The 20,015-nt window shown below is 37.2% G+C and carries 13 protein-coding genes and 1 pseudogene; 7 read left to right on the plus strand and 7 right to left on the minus strand.

Annotated features, from left to right (window positions below; all coding sequences use genetic code 11):
* Positions 1-5 precede the first annotated feature (5 nt).
* The 3 genes from MZO21_RS03635 to MZO21_RS03645 are packed head-to-tail and all read right to left on the minus strand — an operon-like array spanning position 6 to position 3,495.
* Positions 6-2,018, minus strand: coding sequence for a TRAP transporter permease (locus tag MZO21_RS03635; RefSeq protein ID WP_248103151.1), 2,013 nt, complete (start codon positions 2,016-2,018; stop codon positions 6-8).
* A complete protein-coding gene (locus MZO21_RS03640) occupies positions 2,015-2,497 on the minus strand; it encodes a DUF1850 domain-containing protein (protein WP_154772854.1) in 483 nt (160 codons plus the stop codon). The genes MZO21_RS03635 and MZO21_RS03640 overlap by 4 nt, the downstream gene beginning before the upstream one ends.
* Entirely contained in the window at positions 2,497-3,495 is a 999-nt protein-coding gene (locus MZO21_RS03645) for a TAXI family TRAP transporter solute-binding subunit (protein WP_248103148.1), read from the minus strand. The genes MZO21_RS03640 and MZO21_RS03645 overlap by 1 nt, the downstream gene beginning before the upstream one ends.
* A 186-nt stretch (positions 3,496-3,681) precedes the next feature.
* On the opposite strand from MZO21_RS03645, the pseudogene MZO21_RS03650 reads away from it, so the two are divergent.
* Positions 3,682-3,771: pseudogene (locus tag MZO21_RS03650) on the plus strand (LysE family translocator); the annotation flags it as partial.
* A gap of 124 nt (positions 3,772-3,895) precedes the next feature.
* Positions 3,896-4,465: a dCTP deaminase gene (dcd, locus tag MZO21_RS03655; RefSeq protein WP_152875746.1), complete on the plus strand. Its 570-nt coding sequence runs from the start codon at positions 3,896-3,898 to the stop codon at positions 4,463-4,465.
* A 123-nt stretch (positions 4,466-4,588) separates the two neighbouring features.
* Here dcd and MZO21_RS03660 read toward each other — a convergent pair whose 3' ends face one another.
* The 4 genes from MZO21_RS03660 to MZO21_RS03675 all read right to left on the minus strand — a co-directional run bounded on the left by MZO21_RS03660 (position 4,589) and on the right by MZO21_RS03675 (position 11,263).
* Entirely contained in the window at positions 4,589-6,304 is a 1,716-nt protein-coding gene (locus MZO21_RS03660) for a proline--tRNA ligase (RefSeq protein WP_248103145.1), read from the minus strand.
* Positions 6,305-6,413: 109 nt separating this feature from the next.
* Positions 6,414-9,518: an efflux RND transporter permease subunit gene (locus tag MZO21_RS03665; RefSeq protein ID WP_248103142.1), complete on the minus strand. Its 3,105-nt coding sequence runs from the start codon at positions 9,516-9,518 to the stop codon at positions 6,414-6,416.
* A gap of 18 nt (positions 9,519-9,536) precedes the next feature.
* Positions 9,537-10,655, minus strand: coding sequence for an efflux RND transporter periplasmic adaptor subunit (locus MZO21_RS03670; RefSeq protein WP_248103139.1), 1,119 nt, complete (start codon positions 10,653-10,655; stop codon positions 9,537-9,539).
* Positions 10,656-10,693: 38 nt separating this feature from the next.
* The gene (locus tag MZO21_RS03675; protein WP_154772863.1) at positions 10,694-11,263 is read right to left on the minus strand and encodes a hypothetical protein; all 570 of its coding nucleotides are present in this window, start codon (positions 11,261-11,263) and stop codon (positions 10,694-10,696) included.
* A gap of 346 nt (positions 11,264-11,609) precedes the next feature.
* Between MZO21_RS03675 and pilG the strand changes: the two genes are divergently transcribed.
* The 5 genes from pilG (at position 11,610) to MZO21_RS03700 (ending at position 20,013) form a co-directional block, all read left to right on the plus strand.
* The gene (gene pilG / locus MZO21_RS03680; protein WP_154772849.1) at positions 11,610-11,993 is read left to right on the plus strand and encodes a twitching motility response regulator PilG; all 384 of its coding nucleotides are present in this window, start codon (positions 11,610-11,612) and stop codon (positions 11,991-11,993) included.
* 27 nt (positions 11,994-12,020) lie between these two features.
* On the plus strand, positions 12,021-12,389 hold the full coding sequence (locus MZO21_RS03685; protein ID WP_154772848.1) for a response regulator: 369 nt from the start codon (positions 12,021-12,023) through the stop codon (positions 12,387-12,389).
* Positions 12,390-12,392: 3 nt separating this feature from the next.
* Positions 12,393-12,923 (plus strand): chemotaxis protein CheW, encoded by a 531-nt coding sequence (locus MZO21_RS03690; protein ID WP_154772847.1) that lies wholly within the window; start codon positions 12,393-12,395, stop codon positions 12,921-12,923.
* 56 nt (positions 12,924-12,979) lie between these two features.
* Positions 12,980-15,049 (plus strand): methyl-accepting chemotaxis protein, encoded by a 2,070-nt coding sequence (locus tag MZO21_RS03695; protein ID WP_154772846.1) that lies wholly within the window; start codon positions 12,980-12,982, stop codon positions 15,047-15,049.
* Between the two features lie 155 nt (positions 15,050-15,204).
* Positions 15,205-20,013, plus strand: a complete 4,809-nt coding sequence (locus MZO21_RS03700; RefSeq protein ID WP_248103136.1) for an Hpt domain-containing protein — start codon at positions 15,205-15,207, stop codon at positions 20,011-20,013.
* Positions 20,014-20,015 lie beyond the last annotated feature (2 nt).

The raw sequence follows: 20,015 nt of genomic DNA on the forward strand, positions 1-20,015 counted from the left end.
GAAATCTAGGATGCTAAACTAGGCTTACTTTCCTTTTTCGCCTTTAGTATATTAATGGAAAGTGCAATAACGACTAAAATAATGCCAATAATATCGGTGATTGTTTCAGGAATGATCATGCCTAAAGCACCAATACCTAAGAAGATTCGCCAGAAGAAATTAAGTTCAGTTTTAAAATAACCTTCAACTGCTGCACCTAAGGCTAAAATTCCAACAACAGAAGTTATAATAATACTAATTACGGTAGTCCAAGCAGGAAGTGCAAATTCACGAGCATTTACAGCAACATTGGTTGTATCAATCATTAGCATGGCAGGGTTGTAAACAAATAAGAACGGTATAATAAAACCTGCAAGCGAAAGTTTGAGTGCTTGGAAGCCTGTTCGCATTGGATCACCACCTGCAATACCTGCACCTGCAAAGGCGGCAAGAGCAACAGGTGGTGTAATATTGGCAAATAATCCGAAATAGAAGACAAACATGTGTGCAACTAAAATTGGAATATCAAAATTAGCTAAAGCGGGTGCAGCCATTGTTGCCGTAATAATGTAGGCAGGAATAGACGGAAGTCCCATGCCTAAAATCATTGAAGCAATCATGGTGAAGAAAAGCGTGAGAAATAAACTTCCTGCACCAATGCTCATAATTGATGAAGTCATTACTGAACCAAAGCTCGTTAAGCTAACAACTCCAATAATAATTCCGACTACAGCACAGGCAGCCATCACAGAAAGTGATTGTTTTGCACCATCTTCTAAGGCTTCGAGAATTTCCTTAATCCCCATGCGTGTGGTTTTTCTAAAAGCTGCAACCACTATGGTTAGTAGAATGGTATAGACTGCAGCATAACTGACAGGAATTGACTGGAATAAGAAAAACACTAAAGCGACTATTGGAATAAGTAAATGACCACGCTCTTTAAGTACTTCTTTTACACGTGGTAAATCGGCTTTTGGTACGCCTTTTAAGTTATCTCGACCTGCTCGATAGTGAACTTGCGCCATAACACCTAAATAATACAGGAGTGCAGGTAAGGTTGCTGCAAGCGCAATAGTTCCGTAACTTACTCCAGTGGTTTCAGCCATAATAAAAGCACTTGCACCCATAACTGGTGGTAAAATTTGACCACCAACAGAAGCACTTGCCTCTACAGCACCAGCAAAGTTTTTATGGTAGCCAATTTTTTTCATAAGCGGGATTGTAAATGAGCCTGTACCTACAACGTTGGCAACAGCTGTACCATTAATACTTCCCATGAAACCACTAGAGATAACAGCGACTTTAGCAGGTCCACCTTGTTTATGACCTGCAAGTGCCATTGCTAAATCGTTAAATAATTTTCCCATTCCAGATTTAGCAAGAAATGCACCAAATAAAATGAATAGAAAAATGAAAGTAACGGAAGCACCAATTGCAGATGAATATAAACCTTCAGTTTTTAAATACATTTGTCCGAAAATATCACTAATTGTATATTGGCGCGTAAGCAAGCGATCTGGAACCCAATTGTAGTGACTAAAGAAAGGATAAGATAAAAAGATTAAGCCTAAAATTGGTAGCATCCATCCCATAACACGCCGTGCTGCTTCTACAACAAGTATTACTGCCATAATGGCAAAGACGATATCAAGACTATTAGGAATTCCACCACGTGTGGTCATAATATCTTGGTATTCAATCCAAATATAAATGAGTGTGGAAAATGATGCGAGAGCAAGAATCCAATCAAACCAATTGATACTTTGACGAGAACTACTCAAACGAGCAGGATATAATAAGAAGACTAAAACGAGACCAATAGCTACGTGTGCAGCACGTTGAATGAGTTCTGGTAAGGGGTTGAAAGTAATAAATAAATGAAAAAGCGAATATGCAATTGCGATTGCTGCAATAAACCATTTAATTGATTTACTTGCTGGAGTGCGAGTTACTGATTCTCGATCATATTTTTCTAAAATTTCTTGCTGCTGTTTTTCATCTAATTGTTCAATCACAACTTTATTTTCTGATTGTGTCATACGCATTCTCCGAATTGCCAAGTCTTCCATAATGGGTAAAGTTGAGGGCTTATTTCAATGATGCTGTAAGTGGGAAGATGTTGATAAATAGGCCAAATTTTATTCTTTACAAGGATTGTTCCTTGCATATTTTTAGAAACTGTCCATCGAATATCAGATATTTTTTGATCTACTTGCATTCTTATCACACCATTTTTTTGAAAAATAATTGGGTAATCAGATGGTGTACCTGCACCAAAAGAAATCACATCTGTATATTGAAGGATAAAGTGATCTTGATGACGTTGGTAATACTCAACCCATTGAGTTTTTTCAACGGAATGCTTCCACTGTAAGCTAAAATCTTGTGAACTTATTGTACATGTGAAAAGTGTCGTTCGAACCTCAGTAATGACTGTCGATCGGGTTAGTATTATCCACGTTACAATAAGACAAAGAGAAAAAAGTGCAGTAAAAACTGCACTTTTATAATGCTTCATTACTTCTTATTTAATTCAGTAAAGTAGCGTTTAGCACCTGGATGTAAGGGGATAACAGCCCCTGACTGAGCATTTTCTAGGTTGATTTCAGTTGCCGCTTGGTGTGAATTTGCTAATTGACTCAAGCTATCAAAAAAAGTTTTGGTAAGTTTATAGCCATCTTCTTCAGAAATATCTGAGCGAATTACTAAAGCATTCATAATTGCTGCAGTTGGGATATCTACATCGTTGCCATAAGTGCCTTTCGGAATATTTAGAGATAAGAAATATGATTGGTCTTTTGCAATTTCTTTTACTTTTTCGGGGTTTATACCAACGATTTGTAAATCGAAGCCTTGTTGCAGTTCCATAAGTGATGAGTTTGGAATACCACTAGTTAAGAAGGCTGCATCAATTTTTCCACCTTTAAGCGCATCAGCTGCTTCTGCATAACCTAGGTAGTCAACTTTAACGTCATTGTAGGTAATGCCAAAACCATTCAATAGTGTACGTGCATTTACTTCCACACCTGAATTTTGTGCACCAACTGCAATACGTTTGCCTTTGAGGTCTTCAATATTTTTAATACCTGTCTTTTTGGATGTGACAATTTGTACGTAATTTGGATAAAGAGCAGATATTTGCTGAACATTTTCAATTTTGGCATCTTTGAAGCTACCTGTACCATTTAAAGCTTCAGTTAAACTGTCACTCATTACGAATGCCATTTCCACTTTATTTTGTTTAAGTAGGTTCAAGTTCTCCACAGATGCACCTGTAGTCTGTGTTTTTGAGTTCACACCATAGGTCTTGTTATAGATTTCAGCAAGACTAGTTCCAATTACGTTATATGGACCAGAAGCACCACCTGTTGCGATATTAACAAATTTTGTTTGTAATTTATTTGTCTGTGCAGATGCTTCTATTTTATTGTCATTGCTTGTTGATTTTTCACTTGAACAAGCTGAAATACCCGCAAATACAATTGATGCTAAAGTTACTTTCATCCATTTATTCATTTTATTCCTCACTGTTTTATTGGTGCTATTTTTACTTAAATCTCGAATTTTTGTTTATTAAATCAGCATTTAGAAATTAACCTATTCTTTAGTGTTTTGGTAGTATTTTTTATGTTCGATTTCAATTTTTTTTATGGCTGTTATTTTGAAAGATTATGATTTTTTCTATTTAAACAACTTTGCTGATTAAACCAAAGCAATTTGCAAAAAACTGCATCTTTGGTTTTGCTGAGCTTATCAATTCCATTAAGTTATTCTGTAATTCTAAGCCTTTGATGGGACATTCATCGCATTCCTTCAGCTGAATTGAAACTAAGATGCATAGGCTTATTTTCATTAAGTCAGATTTCAGTTAAAGTACTTCGCAGTGAATTATTTAGCATTATTTGGATAGAACTCAATGGCAATAAAATCGGATCGCTGGATTCGCGAAATGAGCGAAAAACACGGCATGATTGAACCGTATGCTGAAAACCAAGTCCGTTTAGATGAAAATGGTCAAAAGCTTATTTCATACGGTGTTTCAAGTTATGGGTATGATGTGCGTTGTGCGCGTGAATTTAAAGTATTCACAAACGTGCATTCTGCAATTGTAGATCCGAAAAATTTCGATGATAAATGCTTTGTCGATATTGAAGCAGATGTTTGTATTATTCCACCGAACTCATTTGCATTGGCGCGTACAGTAGAATATTTCCGTATTCCACGTAATGTGTTGACAGTTTGTTTGGGTAAATCTACATATGCTCGTTGCGGTATTATTGTAAACGTAACACCACTTGAGCCTGAGTGGGAAGGTCACGTGACTTTAGAATTCTCAAACACTACAAACCTACCAGCTTATATTTATGCAGGTGAGGGTGTTGCTCAAATGTTGTTCTTCGAATCTGACGAAGTATGTGAAACATCTTATAAAGACCGTGGTGGTAAATACCAAGGTCAAACAGGCGTAACTTTACCTAAAGCTTAATGTTTTAAATAAAGTAAAAAAATCCCGCTATTTAGCGGGATTTTTTTGTATTTAGTATGAACTTTTAGTTTCTTTTAATTCCCTAATTAAAGGAAATTAAAAGAAATACTTTTACTGTAAAAATTACTTAGTCACTTTTGCAAGTAACTCGTCTTTCGTTAAGTTCGTAGATTCTGCATCTGTACGACCTTTATATTCGAATGTACCTGCATCCAAACCTTTTTCACCAATGACGATGCGGTGTGGAATACCTGTTAATTCGATGTCAGAGAATTTAACACCCGGACGTTCGTTACGATCATCAAGAAGTACATCGTAACCCACAGCTGTTAATTCTGCATAAAGTGCTTCAGCAGCTTCTACAGTACGTGGAGATTTGTGTGCATTCATTGGAACAATTGCAACGTCAAAAGGTGCAATGGCAGCAGGCCAAATAATACCTTTATCGTCAAAGTTTTGTTCAATTGCAGATGCTACAACACGTGTAACACCAATGCCGTAACAACCCATAGTTACAACTAAAGGTTTGCCATCATCACCCAATACTTTACAGCCTAAAGCTTCTGAGTATTTTTGACCCAATTGGAAGATGTGACCGACTTCAATACCACGTTTAATTTGAAGTGTACCTTTACCATCTGGAGATGGATCGCCTTCAACCACATTACGTAAGTCATAAACTTCAGTGAATTTTGCATCACGTTCCCAGTTTACGCCTGTTGCATGTTTGTCTACTTCATTTGCACCAGCAACGAAGTCAGAAAGAACAGAGGCTGCACGGTCAATAATAACGGTTAAGCCTTTTTCAACTAAACCTTGTGGACCGCAGAAACCTGGCGTTAAGCCAAATTTTGCAATTTGTTCTTCTGTTGCAAAAGTAAGCGGTGATGCAATTAATGGATGCTTCTCTGCTTTAATTTCATTCAGTTCGTGGTCGCCACGTAAGAATAAAGCAACAACAGGAGTCGCTTTACCTTCTTCTGCAACACCTTGAACCAATAATGCTTTAACAGATTGAGCAGGATCTGAATTTAAGAATGCAGATACATCTGCAATTGTTTTTTGATTTGGAGTATCAATAATTGTTAATGCTTGAGTAGGTGCAGCACGTTCGCCAACTAAAACAGCTTCAGCCATTTCAACGTTAGCAGCGTAATCAGATTCTGTAGAGAATGCGATATCGTCTTCACCACTTGAAGCCAATACGTGGAATTCGTGAGAACCCGAACCACCAATAGAACCTGTATCTGCTTGAACAGGACGGAAGTTTAAGCCTAAACGTGTGAAGATTTTGCAATAAGCATCGTACATCACATCATAAGTTTCTTGTAATGATGCTTGGTCTACGTGGAAAGAGTATGCATCTTTCATAATGAATTCACGTGAACGCATTACACCAAAACGTGGACGAATTTCGTCACGGAATTTTGTTTGAACTTGATAGAAGTTTGCAGGAAGTTGTTTATAACTTTTTAATTCGTTACGCGCTAAGTCTGTAATGACTTCTTCGTGTGTAGGCCCAAGTACAAAGTCGTTTGTATGTCGGTCTTTAAAGCGTAATAATTCTGGACCGTATTGAACATAACGACCTGATTCTTCCCATAAAGATGCAGGTTGAGTCACAGGCATAAGTACTTGAAGTGAACCTGCTCGATCCATTTCTTCGCGAACAATCGCTTCAACTTTATTTAATACGCGAACGCCCATTGGTAACCAAGTATATAAACCTGAAGCCAATTTACGAATCATCCCCGCGCGTAACATAAGCTGATGTGAAATAACTTCAGCATCATTTGGGGTTTCTCTTAACGTTGCAAATAAAAAGCGACTCGCGCGCATGGAAACTGTCCTAATAAATTTTGCGTGAAAGCAAAGAGTATACAATAAAAAATGAGGTGAGCATTTGTGTATCTCACCCCAATATTTTGGAAAATATGGTCTAGGGAAATTATGACATGATTTTTTTGGTTTGACGCATCATAAAGTTTTTAAAATCGTCTAAATAGGTAAAAATCACAGGAACAACAACTAAGGTGAGTAGTGTAGAGGTAATCACACCACCAATGACTGCATGCGCCATAGGTGCACTTTGTTCGCCACCTTCACCTAAACCAAGTGCAAGCGGTACCATACCCATCACCATTGCACTTGTGGTCATTAAAATTGGACGCAAACGGGTTTTACCTGCTTCAATAATTGCATCGTATCGGCTTGTGCCTTTATCCATGGCTTTTTTAATAAAGTCGATGAGTAAAATGGCATTTTTAGTGACCAAGCCCATAAGCATAATAATGCCGATAATGGAAAATAAATTCATGGTCGAATTGAATAAGAACAAGGCAAGGAATACGCCAATGAGTGATAAAGGCAAAGATGCCATAATCGCAGCTGGGTGAATAAAGCTATTAAACTGCGAACCTAACACAATATAAATAAACACAATCGATAGGGTAATTGCAGTCAGTGCATAACCTGCCGATTCTGCCATGTCTTTATTTGAGCCTTGCGTATCGAAGCTATAACCAACAGGTAATTTAAAGTCTTGCTGAATTTTAGTAATGTCAGCACCAATATCTCCCGTAGGACGACCCGATGTATTTGCTTCAATTAATATTTCACGAGATAAATCACGACGGTTAATTTGTGATGCACCTAAGGTTTCTTCAAACTTAGCCACAGAAGCTAAAGGAATAAGAATTGTGTTGTTATCGGCATCGGTTTTTTGTGAACTTAAATACATGTTTTGCACGTCACTTGGAAGGCGACGTTGATCTTCCGTAAGACGCAGATTTACATCATAAGTTTCGCCATTTTCATCTTGCCAAGTTGTAACATCATCACCTGCAATAAGTGGGCGAACCACATTAGCAATTTGATTTACCGAAAGTCCTAAATCACTTGCCAAAACACGATTAATTTGCACATTTAAAGTTGGTTTTGGTTCTTTAAATGAGCTTTCTAAATCGACAATGCCATCAACTTTTGCAATTTCAGCCATAAAGCGGTCGGAAATTTTTTGAAGTTCGTCTAAGTCTGGACCTTTAATAGAAATCATCACAGGTTTTTTACCACCTGAAACAACTTCATCGGCAGATGCAACAGAGGTGACAGTTATACCTGCAACAGATTTTAAGCGATCACGGAATTCATTGTTTAAGTCAGATAATGTTTGAGTTCGTTCAGAACGAGGTGTAACAGATACACGAATGCTGACATGGTTTTTCCCACGATCTGTTGTGCTGTTAATTGATCCATAAGTAACTTTTACTTCAGGATGTTGACGAATAATGGCATCGACCTGTTGTAACTTGGCTTGTGAATATTCTAAAGATGCATTTACAGGTGTTTCGAATTTAATGCGAATTTCGCCTTTGTCTGGAACAGGAACGAACTCTGTACCTACAAATTTAGATAACCCTAAAGCGCCAAATAACGAAGCGACAGCAATGAGTAAAGTGAGTAAGCGGAACTTTAAAGCAAGCTTAAGAAGCTTTTCATAATGAATGTTTAGCCGATCAATTTTGCCTGAAATCCAACTAAAGAAACGTTCTACACGGTTTGGTTTTTTATTTGGGTTATGCTTTTCTGCCCAGTGTGCTGAAAGCATTGGATCGAGTGTAAAACTGACAAACATTGAAATAAGAACAGCAATACTTACAGTTACACCAAACTGATAGAAGAAGCGTCCAATAATACCGCCCATAAAGGCAACAGGTAGGAACACTGCAACAATCGTTAAGGTTGTTGCCAATACAGCTAAACCAATTTCTTTGGTGCCGTCTAAGGCTGCGCTAACATGATCTTTGCCCATGTCTGCATGGCGTACAATATTTTCACGTACCACAATGGCATCATCAATAAGTAAACCAATACTTAAAGATAGGGCGAGCAGGGTCATCATGTTAATGGTGAAGCCAAATGCCCAAATAAAGGCAAGTGTACCCAATAGTGCAATAGGTAAAGTTAAACCTGTAATAACGGTAGAACGGAAGGAGCCAAGGAAAAGCAGAACAATTAAAATGGCTAAAACAGCACCTTCAATAATGGTGCGTGCAACATCTTTAATACTGCCTCGAATACCTTTGGATGTATCTACAACCACTTTTGCAGTTGTGCCTTGAGGTAATTGTGCATTTACATCATCAAGGGTTTGATACATGTTATCGACAACATCAATCACATTGGAATCGGAGCTTCTTAAAATATCTACAGCAACGGCAGATTTACCATTTAAAAAGGCACTTGTTTCCATTTCCGCTTGGCTATCTTCAACAGTTGCAACTTGTTTTAAATAAATAGGTGCGCCGTTTTTATTGGCAACAATTAAATCGCCAAATGCAAATGGATGAATAATTTTAGATTTAATTTCAACAACAAGTTCAGAGTTGGGCTGTTTTAACGTACCGCCAGGAATATCTATATTTTCAGCTTTTAGTGTATTAATAACTTGGTCTATACCAATACCAAAGCTTTGAAGTTTTTGTGGATTCACCTGAATGCGAATTTGACGTTGTGCATCGCCCAATAAGTTGACTGTACCTACGCCTGCTACAGTTTTAAGCTGAGGAATAATGCGTTGATCCAAGTAAGAACTTAAATCTCGAAGCGACATATTATTCGACTCAAACACAATAGACATAATTGGGCTAGTGGTTGGGTCGTATCTTTCTACAATAGGGTCTTGAACTTCATCTCGAAATTGTGACGTTACAGGCGAAATTTTATCGCGAACATCTTGCGCGGCAACAGATGATGAAATATCTAAATTAAATTCTGCAACAATGGTAGACAAGCCTTCGCTAGATTGAGAAGTTACTTGTTTTAGACCTGAAATCGTATTGATTTGGTCTTCCATTTTTTTTGTAATTTCAGATTCTACAGTTTCAGGCGAAGCACCCGGATAATTTGTATAAACCACCACAAAAGGGAAGTCGACATCGGGGAATTCTTCAACTCCCATACGTTGCCAAGAAGCTAAACCTAATACCATCAAACAGAACATCATCATGATAGTAAAAACGGGATATTTCACACTAATTCGTGTTAACCACATAAATAAGTATCCTAATTTTTAGTTTTTACTAATGATCACGTCTTTGTGGATGTCCTGATCTGTAAATTTAATTCGGCTAATGACATCGTTGGATTGTAAACCTGAAACAATTGCAGAATTGTCGCTGTAGCGTTGTTCTAAAATTTGAATGTTCACTTTGGCAATTTTATTTTGACGAACAACCCATACATAAGGCTGAGTAGTTGCATTCACAATGCTATCAAGCGGAATAATTTGTCCTGAAATTTGCTGTGCAGATAAAATATTGCCATCCACAAATGCACCAATACTTAAAGAGTTGATAGCACTGTTTGGTTTTGCAAAAAACTCAATTTGACGGCTGTTTAAATCTGCAATTGGAGAAATTCTAGAAATAACAGCAGAAAGCTTTTGTGAATTACCTTGAATATTAAATTCGACTTCTTGACCAATTTTTAAAGCAGATTGAGCATCGCTTGGAATTTTTGCCTGAAGTTCTAATTCGTTTATATCAACAATCTCAAAAATGGTTTGTCCTGCTGCAACGGTTTGCCCAGGTTCGATTTGGCGTTTTGTAATAACGCCATTAATAGGACTTGTAATAACGCCATCTTGATTGGCTTTTTGAGCGATATTGACATTGGCTTGTTGCGCGCGAGCATTTTCCAATTGGCTTTTATAATCAAGTTCACTTTGTTCAAATTCTACTTTGGAAATAAAGCCCTGATCTAACAAACGCTTTTTGCGTTGCATCATGTTTTTTGCTTGATTGGCTTGTGCTTGTGCAGAATTTAAATTTGCTTGGGCTTGTGCAAGTCGTGCTGCATTATCTTGGTTATTAAGGCGAACAAGTACTTGTCCTTTTGAAACACTTTGACCCACTTCAGTATTCACTGTTGTTGCTGTTGCAGTCACTTGTGCTTGAATACTACTTTGATTTACTGCGCGAATTGTACCTGTAAAGGCTGTTTTTTCTACAGCATTACCATTTTTAAATTGAATAAGATCTGCTTGAATTAATTCAATTTTATTGTTTTCAGGCAAAGCTTGATTAGGCGTATCTTTACTGCAAGCACTTAAGGCAATACATACACATAGTGTTGTCATACGAATAGACATAGATAAATGTGTTGTTAATAATGTTGCCTTTAAATGCATGACTTTATCCTGATTATAGGAGTATGTGAAAGTTCAATTTATTCAATTACTTTGAGTCGTGCAATAATTTTGTCGTATTCGGTTTGTGTATTGAAATAAGTCACTTGTAAAGATTGAATATTTTGTTTTAATGAGTTCAAGTTGCTCAGGTTATAAGACAGACTCTTTTTTAAGTTTTCAGGGACTGCTTTACCTTTACGTGTATATTCCATTTCTTCACGTTTAAATTGAACACGATCGGTTTGTAATTGTTTTAATTGAGCTTGTTGGAAGTCAATTTGTTTTTGAATTGCTTTTAAAGCAATATCTCGTTTTTGTGTAGCAACTTTACTATTGTTATACGCTTTTTTAAGTTTTTGGTCGTTTTCTAGTCGCTTTGCTTGGGCTTCACGTTGTGGAGCTTGTTTTAAGTCAGCTTCAACACTATAAGCTTTATTTCGCTTAATCACCTGCATATTTTTGTCGAGTGCTTCATAGCCATGACGAATGTGCGCAGGAGTGACAGTCGAGCTAATATTGGCAATTCCACGACTATCGTAATAACGATACCAAGTAGCTTTTGTCGTGTTGTTTGCATAACTTACAATTGGGTATAAGCAAAGTAACATCAGTAGAATAACTTTTCTTATTCTTAGATGATATTCACTTATTCCTAGTTCAGGATTCTGCACGTTCCAGTTCACTTTTTTCCCCAAGATAAAGTTGACTAAATTACTTATTTTAAAGTAATAATGAAGTGATTTTAGAATAGTTTCATCTATATTAACTTTATATCACTCAAAAAAAAATCGTTGATTCTTATAAAGTGTGAAGCTGTTTGTGTATTATTGCTAAAAATGCATATTTGTAAGAAATATGTTCATTGAAAGTTCAAGTGAAGATATGTTAAAAATACCTACAATCTGTATTGAATTACAAATAAATCGCTTATCCAAAATGAGAAGGGTCAGTTAAATGGACGATAAACACCAAAATCTTAAAGTTATGGTGATTGATGATTCAAAAACTATTCGCCGAACTGCAGAAACATTATTGCAACGCGAAGGTTATGAAGTTGTCACTGCGGTAGATGGGTTTGAAGCATTGTCCAAAATTGCTGATGCAAATCCGGATATTGTATTTGTTGATATTATGATGCCTCGTTTAGATGGCTATCAAACATGTGCACTCATCAAAAACTCTCAAAACTATCAAAATACTCCTGTCATTATGTTGTCAAGTAAAGATGGCTTATTTGATCAGGCTAAAGGTCGTGTTGTGGGTTCAGATGAATATTTGACTAAACCATTTAGCAAGGATGAATTGCTAAACGCGATCCGTAATCACGTTTCTGCATAAGATAAATGGCTGTTATTGGGGAAAACTATGGCTCGTATTTTAATTGTGGATGACTCACCAACGGAAACTTTTCGTTTTAGAGAAATCTTAACTAAGCATGGCTATGATGTGCTAGAAGCTGCAAATGGCGCAGATGGTGTAACTGTTGCACAAGCTGAATTGCCAGATTTGGTTTTAATGGATGTTGTTATGCCAGGTGTAAATGGTTTCCAAGCAACACGTCAAATTTCGCGTGGTGCGACAACAAAGCATATTCCAATTGTTATTGTAAGTACAAAAGATCAAGCAACTGACCGTGTTTGGGGTAAACGTCAGGGGGCAAGTGATTATTTAACTAAGCCAGTAGATGAAAACCAGCTGATCGAAGTGATTAAACAACAACTGAACGCAGGTTAAAATATGGCAGCGAATGGATTTATCGAATTACTTCGGTTGTCCAAGCGTGGCAATAAAAACTACGCTTCAACTGAAAACGAAGTAAACCGATGGTCTGGCATTGCTTTTGAAATGATGGGGCAATATTTTGTTGCTCCATTAGGGGAAGTATCTGAAGTTATTTATCCACCAAAATATACATATGTGCCAAATACTCAACCTTGGGTAGTTGGACTTTCGAATATTCGTGGGCGTTTGTTGTCAGTTTCAGACTTAGCGCATTATATTTCAGGTCAAAAAAGTCAAAATACACGCACTCAAAAAGTGATGTGCATTAGCCATAATGATCATTATGTCGGTTTAGTTGTAGATCAGGTTTTGGGGATTCAGCACTTTAATAAGAAAAGCTTTTTTTCTAAACATCCAAGTTTGGATAAAAATTTACAAGAATACTGTCAGGGTTATTTTCAACAACATAATCAGCAGTGGAACGTTTTCTTATTTAGTCAATTATTAAAGAATCCTAAGTATCTGAATGCATCAATAAATTTTTAAAATTAACAATCTCACCTTCTTTGAAAGGGCAAGATTTGTAATCGGGGGAAAGCTGAATGGGCTTTAAGTTTAAAAAGAAAAATACGGGTGAAGTCAGTCCAAAAAAAGAATCGGCACTGGCAAAAAAACTTCAACCGCAAATTGATCAGTACGCACGTGTATTTGGTGACACTGATAAATCAAAACCATTACTTATAGCCGCTGTAGCTGCTCTTTTAATTGCTACACTCAGTCTTTTATCATTGTTCTATACAGTTCCCCATTCAAATAGCTTAACTCAAAGCTTGGGTGATTTACGTTTATTATCTCAAACGGTATCTCGTCAAGCGACTGAAGCAACTGCCTCTGGTACAAAAGAGTCAATTGATAAGTTAAAAAGCTTGCAGGCTGAGTTCAATCGTAACTTAGATGTTGTAAAAAGCGGTAATTCATCTTCAGCAGAACTTCAAGCTGTTGAAAATGATTGGGCAAAAGTATCTAAAAATATTGATTTGATTGTTTCACAACAAAAATTCATTAATACTTTATATGATACAAATATTGCAATTGGCGAAGCGATTCCTGGTATTCAGGCAGAATATAACTTGATGGTTGACCAAATGGCACGTCAAAATTTGTCTAGTACTCAGGTAATTATTGCTAAAAACCAAGTATTCCTTGCAGAGCGTATTTTACGTTCAATCAGTTCTGTATTGGTTGGTGTTGAAAACTCACGTGAAACAGCGGATGACTTCAGCGTAGATACAGAGACATTTGGTTTGTACTTAAATGCACAATTAAATGGTAGTGCTGAACTTGGCGTACAACGTATTGAAAATGCAGATTTACGTGCTTCACTTGAAAGTATTCAAGCAGATTATGAAAATGTCTTGAAATCTGCTGCTGCTGTTGTACTGAAAAACTCAGAACAAATTGTACAAGTTCGAAAAGCATCTTCTGAAATTTTTGCAAAATCTGATGAACTATTGAAAAACTTAAACCAAGTTTCTAGTGGTTCTGGTTTATACATTGTTGTTCCAGCAATTGTTTTAATTTTGGCACTTATTGCATTCTTAGTAGTTGTTTATAAATTACTTACTCTTCGTGGTGATGCAGATAAGCAACGTGTAACACGCTTACAAGATGAGTATGACCGTAACCAAAATGCGATTTTACGTTTACTTGATGAGATTGCCGACTTAGCGGACGGTGACTTACGTTCATACGCAACAGTATCCGAAGACTTTACGGGGGCAATTGCCGATTCTATTAACTTCGCAATTGACCAATTACGTGACCTTGTATCACGTATTAACGAAACTTCCCAAGAAATTGCACAATATACTGCGAACACGCAGGGTATTACGAACCAGTTAGCGGAAGCATCTGAGCATCAGGCACAAGAAATTGCAGGCGCGTCTGCGGCAATTAACGAAATGGCACTGTCAATTGACCAAGTATCTTCAAACGCTGAAGAATCTGCTACGGTTGCGGAACGTTCTGTACAAATTGCATCTAACGGTGCGGAAGTTGTAAACCGTTCTATTGATGGTATGGATATCATTCGTGAACAGATCCAAGAAACGTCTAAACGTATTAAGCGTTTGGGTGAATCTTCACAAGAAATTGGTAACATCGTTGCACTTATTAACGATATTGCAGACCAAACGAACATCTTGGCATTAAACGCAGCAATTCAAGCATCTATGGCGGGTGAGGCCGGTCGTGGTTTCGCCGTGGTTGCCGACGAAGTACAGCGTCTAGCTGAGCGTTCAGCATCTGCGACTAAACAGATTGAAACACTGGTTAAAACGATTCAAACGGATACAAACGAAGCCGTTATTTCAATGGAACAAACGACTTCAGAGGTTGTACGTGGTGCGAACTTATCTAAGGATGCGGGTGTTGCCTTAGATGAAATTCAAACAGTATCGAATAACTTGGCAAAACTGATTGCGAACATTTCTGATGCTGCGAAACTTCAGTCTGCATCTGCAAGTCATATTGCAACAACGATGAACGTTGTACAGGAAATTACATCGCAAACTACAGGTGCTACATTTGATACAGCACGTTCGGTATCTGAGCTTGCAGGTATGGCAGAATCATTACGTGAATCTGTAACTGACTTTAAATTACCTGAATAAGGCTTAACAGCTTGGGGACGGTGTATCTATTTTTAGAAATGGATACACCCATTCAGAAATTTGTAACGATGCATTTTCCTTCATAAAGGAGTGCATCTTTATTCCAGATTCAGTTTAAGTGCCTTTCGGTGCGGATAACGTAAGAAGCCTTAGCTATGAAAGAAATATTAAAAAATTTAGTTGAATCTACAACGCTTCCTGAAGATAGTTATCTTGAGCAAGATGAAGAAATTCTAGAAATTTTCGTCGAAGAAATAGAAGAAATCTTCGAAGAGTTAGAGCCGTTGCTTGAATCGTGGTTGGCAAATTCAACAGATACTGAAGTACTTAAAACAATACGTCGTCATTTCCACACTTTAAAAGGTTCTGGACGTATGGTTGGCGCGCGTTCTGCTGGTGAAGTTGCATGGGCAGTTGAAGACCTTTTAAACCGTATTTTAGCAGGCGCAATTCAGCCAACAACTCAAATTGAGCAATTTGTTGCGACTGTTTATAAAATTTATAAATTTAAGCTTTATCCGTTATTCAAAAATGTTCAACCAACAGCTATCGATTTAAGACCTTTAGTGTTGATTGGGCTGTACTTACAACAACAGCTAAGCTTAGAGCCTGCTTTAGAAGATGTATTGCTATTAGCCAATACACTTGAAGATGAAAACTCATCTACAGGTCTTGAGATTGAGTTACAAGAAGCAGTTGTTGATGGTTTAAATATTGAAAACTTTGAAATGGTTGAGCCAGTTTCACAAGAAGCTGCGTTTGAACCTATTCAAGATACAATTGAAGCAGTTGATTTTCTACATGAAGCGAATGAGCAGGTTGAAAAATCTGTAACGACTTCAGAATCAGCAATTGCTGACATTGAGCAAAGTACATTGCTTGCAGAAACAATTGAAATTTTTGTGGAAGAAGCAGAAGAACACCTTAGTGTTATTCGCTCTTTTTTAAGCAGTGAAAATGTGACTGAAAAAGAGTACAACAATTTAATTCGTGCATTACATACTTTGCGCGGTAGCTCGACTATGGTCGATTTAGACCATATTTTTGATGCAAGTACCAAACTTGAACATTTGTTTAAAACACTGGTAGAAGAAGGCTTAGACGTTACTTACCAAGAACTGTCTGCTTTGTTGCAATATTCAGAGTTTATTCAAAACTATCTTGAGCAATTAAAACAATCTGCATCACGTGACAACTTGCAGTCAATTTTTGATGAATTTCTAGAAAATTGGAATCAATTTGAGTTTGCTGGACAACATGCTGAAGTCACCGAAAACACGCAAGGTATTGTCACTAAGTTGATGGATTTGAATATCGATCGCTTGCTTGATGCGGAGTTTGAGTTTGACCAATTAGCAAATGATCAGCAGTACTTACGTCAATTAAGTGCTCAAGCACAACTTTTAGTAGAAGGTACGCAAGTTAAAGCTGCTGAAAGTATTCATCACCTCAGTAAAGAGCTGAAAGCTGCTTACGATGCTTTGTTAGAAAAGCCACAGCTATTAAATTCAGATTATGCTTATGATGTATTTAATATAGTTCATCAAAAATTAATTTATTTATTCGATAGTTTGGCATCAAGTCAGCGTGTGACTTTAAGCGAAGATGACTTGAACGCACTTCAAAGCTTATCTGCATTTATTCAACAAGATATTGAAAGCTTTGCAACGGATTCTGTTGAACCACAGCAAAAAGCTTCTCTTGATTTAAATGTTGATGCTATTGGTTTTGCTGATACAGATACTTCAGAATTAACAATTGAAGAACCATCACTTCAAATTGAAGAATCAAATACGCTTGAATTTGAAACTGAAAGTACAGCTTTAGAAACTGCTGAATCTGTTGAAGAAAAAGCTCAGGAACTTAGCACTTTAGATACTCAGTCAGCACCTGTTCAAGTAACAGAACAAGGCTCAGGTTTTAATTTAGCACAGTTGTCACAGCGTATTGCATCAGATCGATTGGCTGTTGATTCAGAGCTTACAAACCGTGATTTCGATTTAGATTTACTTGATATTTTCCTTGAAGAAGCAGATGAGCTTTTAGGTTCTATCGATCAGGAAGTCGATACATGGACGAAAGACCATGAAAATAAAACATCTTTAACCAATTTAATGCGTTATTTGCATACCTTAAAAGGTGGTGCAAATATGATTTCTGCAAAAAATATTGGTTTAATTACGCATAACTTAGAAAGTATTTATGAGCGATTAATTAATAATCAATTTAAAGCCTCGCCTGCATTAATTAGCGTGATTCGTTTGGTTCAAGATGATGTTTCAGATCGTATTCAAGCAATTCGTGATGATGCTATTGATTATCCTGCAACTGAAACAGTGAATATCCTTCAAAACATTGTGGCAATTACACAAGGTCAAGAAGTGGCTAGCACTGAATTGATTGAAGCAGAAGTTCAGCCTGTTATTGAAATTGAGACACTTCAAGATCGTACTGAAACAGCAGTTTCAGTAGAAATAAATGAAATTGAAAACACAATATCATTCCAATCTAGCGAAACGCTTTCTTTTGATTTGCCTGAAGAATTAGCACCTGCTGAAAATCTTCAACAAGAAATTTCGAATGTTGATTTTACTGACTCAGTAAAAACTGAAAGAAATGCTGAAGAACAAAGTCTGCATGAAATTGCAGAGGAATCATTCCTTGAAGAAGCAGAAGAGCTTTTAGAAACAACTGAAAGTTTAATTCAACAATGGATTGATGACAGAAGTAATCGTAGCGTTTTACTTCAATTACAACGTGCCGTACATAGCTTAAAAGGCGGTGCACGTATGATTGAGTTAGAACCAGTTGCTGTTATTTCTTATCAGCTCGAAAATACGCTAGAGCAATTTGCATTCCATCAATTTAACTCGAATGCTTATGACAACTTGTTATTCACAACTGTCGCGTGGTTAAAACAAGCAATCTTTAAACGAGATTACACAAACTTCGATGGTCTAAATGCAAGTTTAACGGCTATTGAATATGTGGATGTAACAGCACAATTACCAGAACGCATTGCACAAGTTGATTTAATTGACAGCACTGCAAGCTTCGAATTTATTCAAGGTGATGGTACAGAACCACCTGCAATGCTGGGTGAGTGGGATGATGTTAATCAAGATGACAACAGTAATGAGATGATTCGTATCTCGGCAGATTTAGTCGAGAAGATGATTGATTTATCTGGTGAAAACTCAATTAACCGTTCACGTATTGAAATGGAATTGGGACAATTCAACGGTACTTTGTATGAGATGGAACAGGCGATTCAGCGTTTAGCGGATCAGTTACGTCGAATGGAAGGTGAGCTTGAGTCGCAAATTCTTGCGAAGCATGGTAGTGAAAATTCACGCTATGAAGACTTTGACCCATTAGAGATGGACCAATATTCATCTTTAAACCAATTGTCTAAATCACTTGCCGAATCTACTTCCGATTTGGTCGATTTTAAAAATACCTTAGCCGATAAAATTCGTGGTGCAGAAGGTCTGTTATTACAACAATCACGTATTCAATCTGAAATTCAAGAAAGTTTGATGCGTACACGTTTGGTACCTTTCTCACGCTTATTACCACGTTTACAACGTATTGTGCGTCAAACAGCATCATCTCTAAACCGTCCAACGGAACTTGTTGTTCACAACACGGAAGGCGAATTAGACCGTACAACGCTTGAGCGTTTAGTGACGCCATTTGAACACATGCTTCGTAACGCAATTGACCATGGTATTGAAAATCCAGAAGATCGATTAATTGCGAAGAAGCCTGAAGTTGGTGTTATTGAATTAAATATTAGCCGCCAAGGTACAGATGTAATTGTAACTTTTAGCGATGATGGTAAAGGTATTGACCATAACGTTATTAAAGCAAAAGCATTGAAACAGGGCTTAATTACTGAAGACCAAGAGTTAGATAAACAAGAAATCTTACAGTTTATCTTCCATTCTGGTTTTAGTACCGCTAAAGAAGTTACGCAAATTTCAGGACGTGGTGTTGGTCTAGACATTGTACAAAGTGGAATTAAAGCACTTGGTGGTCATGTCACTGTAGATTCAACATTAGGTAAAGGCACATCATTTAGTATTCGTGTACCTACAACGGTAGCCGTAAGTGATGCCTTAATGGTGAAAGCAGGCGATCAACAATTTGCATTACCACTTGCACAAATTGAACGTATTGTTCGAATTGCACCTGCTGCACTTGAGACTTACTTCAATAGTAAAGATGATTATTTCAAAATTGACAATGAGAGCTATAAATTACGTTATATCTCAGAGTTTATTAGTAATCAGCCTGTACCACGTTTAAATAATGTTGGACATTCATTACCTGTTATTCTAATTAAAGGTAGTGCGGGGCAAACGATTGGATTATTGGTCGATCAACTTGTAGGTTCACGTAGCCAAATTGTAGTGAAACCAATTGGACAACAGTTCTCTAAAGTAGGTGCAATTGCTGGCGCAACGATTATGGGTGATGGTCATGTTTGTCTAATTCTAGATAGCCAAGGCATTGCTCGTCAGGTACAAGCAACGAAGCGTCAACAAGTAAGTACGAAACAACGTGATATTCAACGTAATGATGCACGTCACTTAGTGATGATTGTCGATGACTCAGTAACAGTTCGTAAGGTAACAACACGTTTGTTAGAGCGTCAAGGTTACGATGTTGTAACGGCAAAAGATGGTGTAGATGCGGTTGAGCAACTTGAAAATGTGAAACCAGATTTAATGTTACTTGATATTGAGATGCCACGTATGGATGGTTTCGAGGTAACAAGTCATGTACGACATCATGATCTTCACCAAGACTTGCCTATTATTATGATTACATCTCGTACAGGTGAAAAACACCGTGAGCGTGCATTCAGTTTAGGCGTGAATAACTACATGGGTAAACCGTTCCAAGAAGCAGAGCTACTTGCGAATATTGAAACTTTACTGGCAGCAAAACAGGGGTGATT

This window comes from Acinetobacter portensis (assembly GCF_023158935.1).
In the GTDB taxonomy this organism is placed as follows: domain Bacteria; phylum Pseudomonadota; class Gammaproteobacteria; order Pseudomonadales; family Moraxellaceae; genus Acinetobacter; species Acinetobacter faecalis.

Coding starts and splice junctions, on each gene's coding strand:
- MZO21_RS03635 (WP_248103151.1), bottom strand. CDS start 2,018: ATGACACAATCAGAAAATAAAGTTGTGATTGAACAATTAGATGAAAAA.
- MZO21_RS03640 (WP_154772854.1), bottom strand. CDS start 2,497: ATGAAGCATTATAAAAGTGCAGTTTTTACTGCACTTTTTTCTCTTTGT.
- MZO21_RS03645 (WP_248103148.1), bottom strand. CDS start 3,495: ATGAATAAATGGATGAAAGTAACTTTAGCATCAATTGTATTTGCGGGT.
- dcd (WP_152875746.1), top strand. CDS start 3,896: ATGGCAATAAAATCGGATCGCTGGATTCGCGAAATGAGCGAAAAACAC.
- MZO21_RS03660 (WP_248103145.1), bottom strand. CDS start 6,304: ATGCGCGCGAGTCGCTTTTTATTTGCAACGTTAAGAGAAACCCCAAAT.
- MZO21_RS03665 (WP_248103142.1), bottom strand. CDS start 9,518: ATGTGGTTAACACGAATTAGTGTGAAATATCCCGTTTTTACTATCATG.
- MZO21_RS03670 (WP_248103139.1), bottom strand. CDS start 10,655: ATGCATTTAAAGGCAACATTATTAACAACACATTTATCTATGTCTATT.
- MZO21_RS03675 (WP_154772863.1), bottom strand. CDS start 11,263: ATGTTACTTTGCTTATACCCAATTGTAAGTTATGCAAACAACACGACA.
- pilG (WP_154772849.1), top strand. CDS start 11,610: ATGGACGATAAACACCAAAATCTTAAAGTTATGGTGATTGATGATTCA.
- MZO21_RS03685 (WP_154772848.1), top strand. CDS start 12,021: ATGGCTCGTATTTTAATTGTGGATGACTCACCAACGGAAACTTTTCGT.
- MZO21_RS03690 (WP_154772847.1), top strand. CDS start 12,393: ATGGCAGCGAATGGATTTATCGAATTACTTCGGTTGTCCAAGCGTGGC.
- MZO21_RS03695 (WP_154772846.1), top strand. CDS start 12,980: ATGGGCTTTAAGTTTAAAAAGAAAAATACGGGTGAAGTCAGTCCAAAA.
- MZO21_RS03700 (WP_248103136.1), top strand. CDS start 15,205: ATGAAAGAAATATTAAAAAATTTAGTTGAATCTACAACGCTTCCTGAA.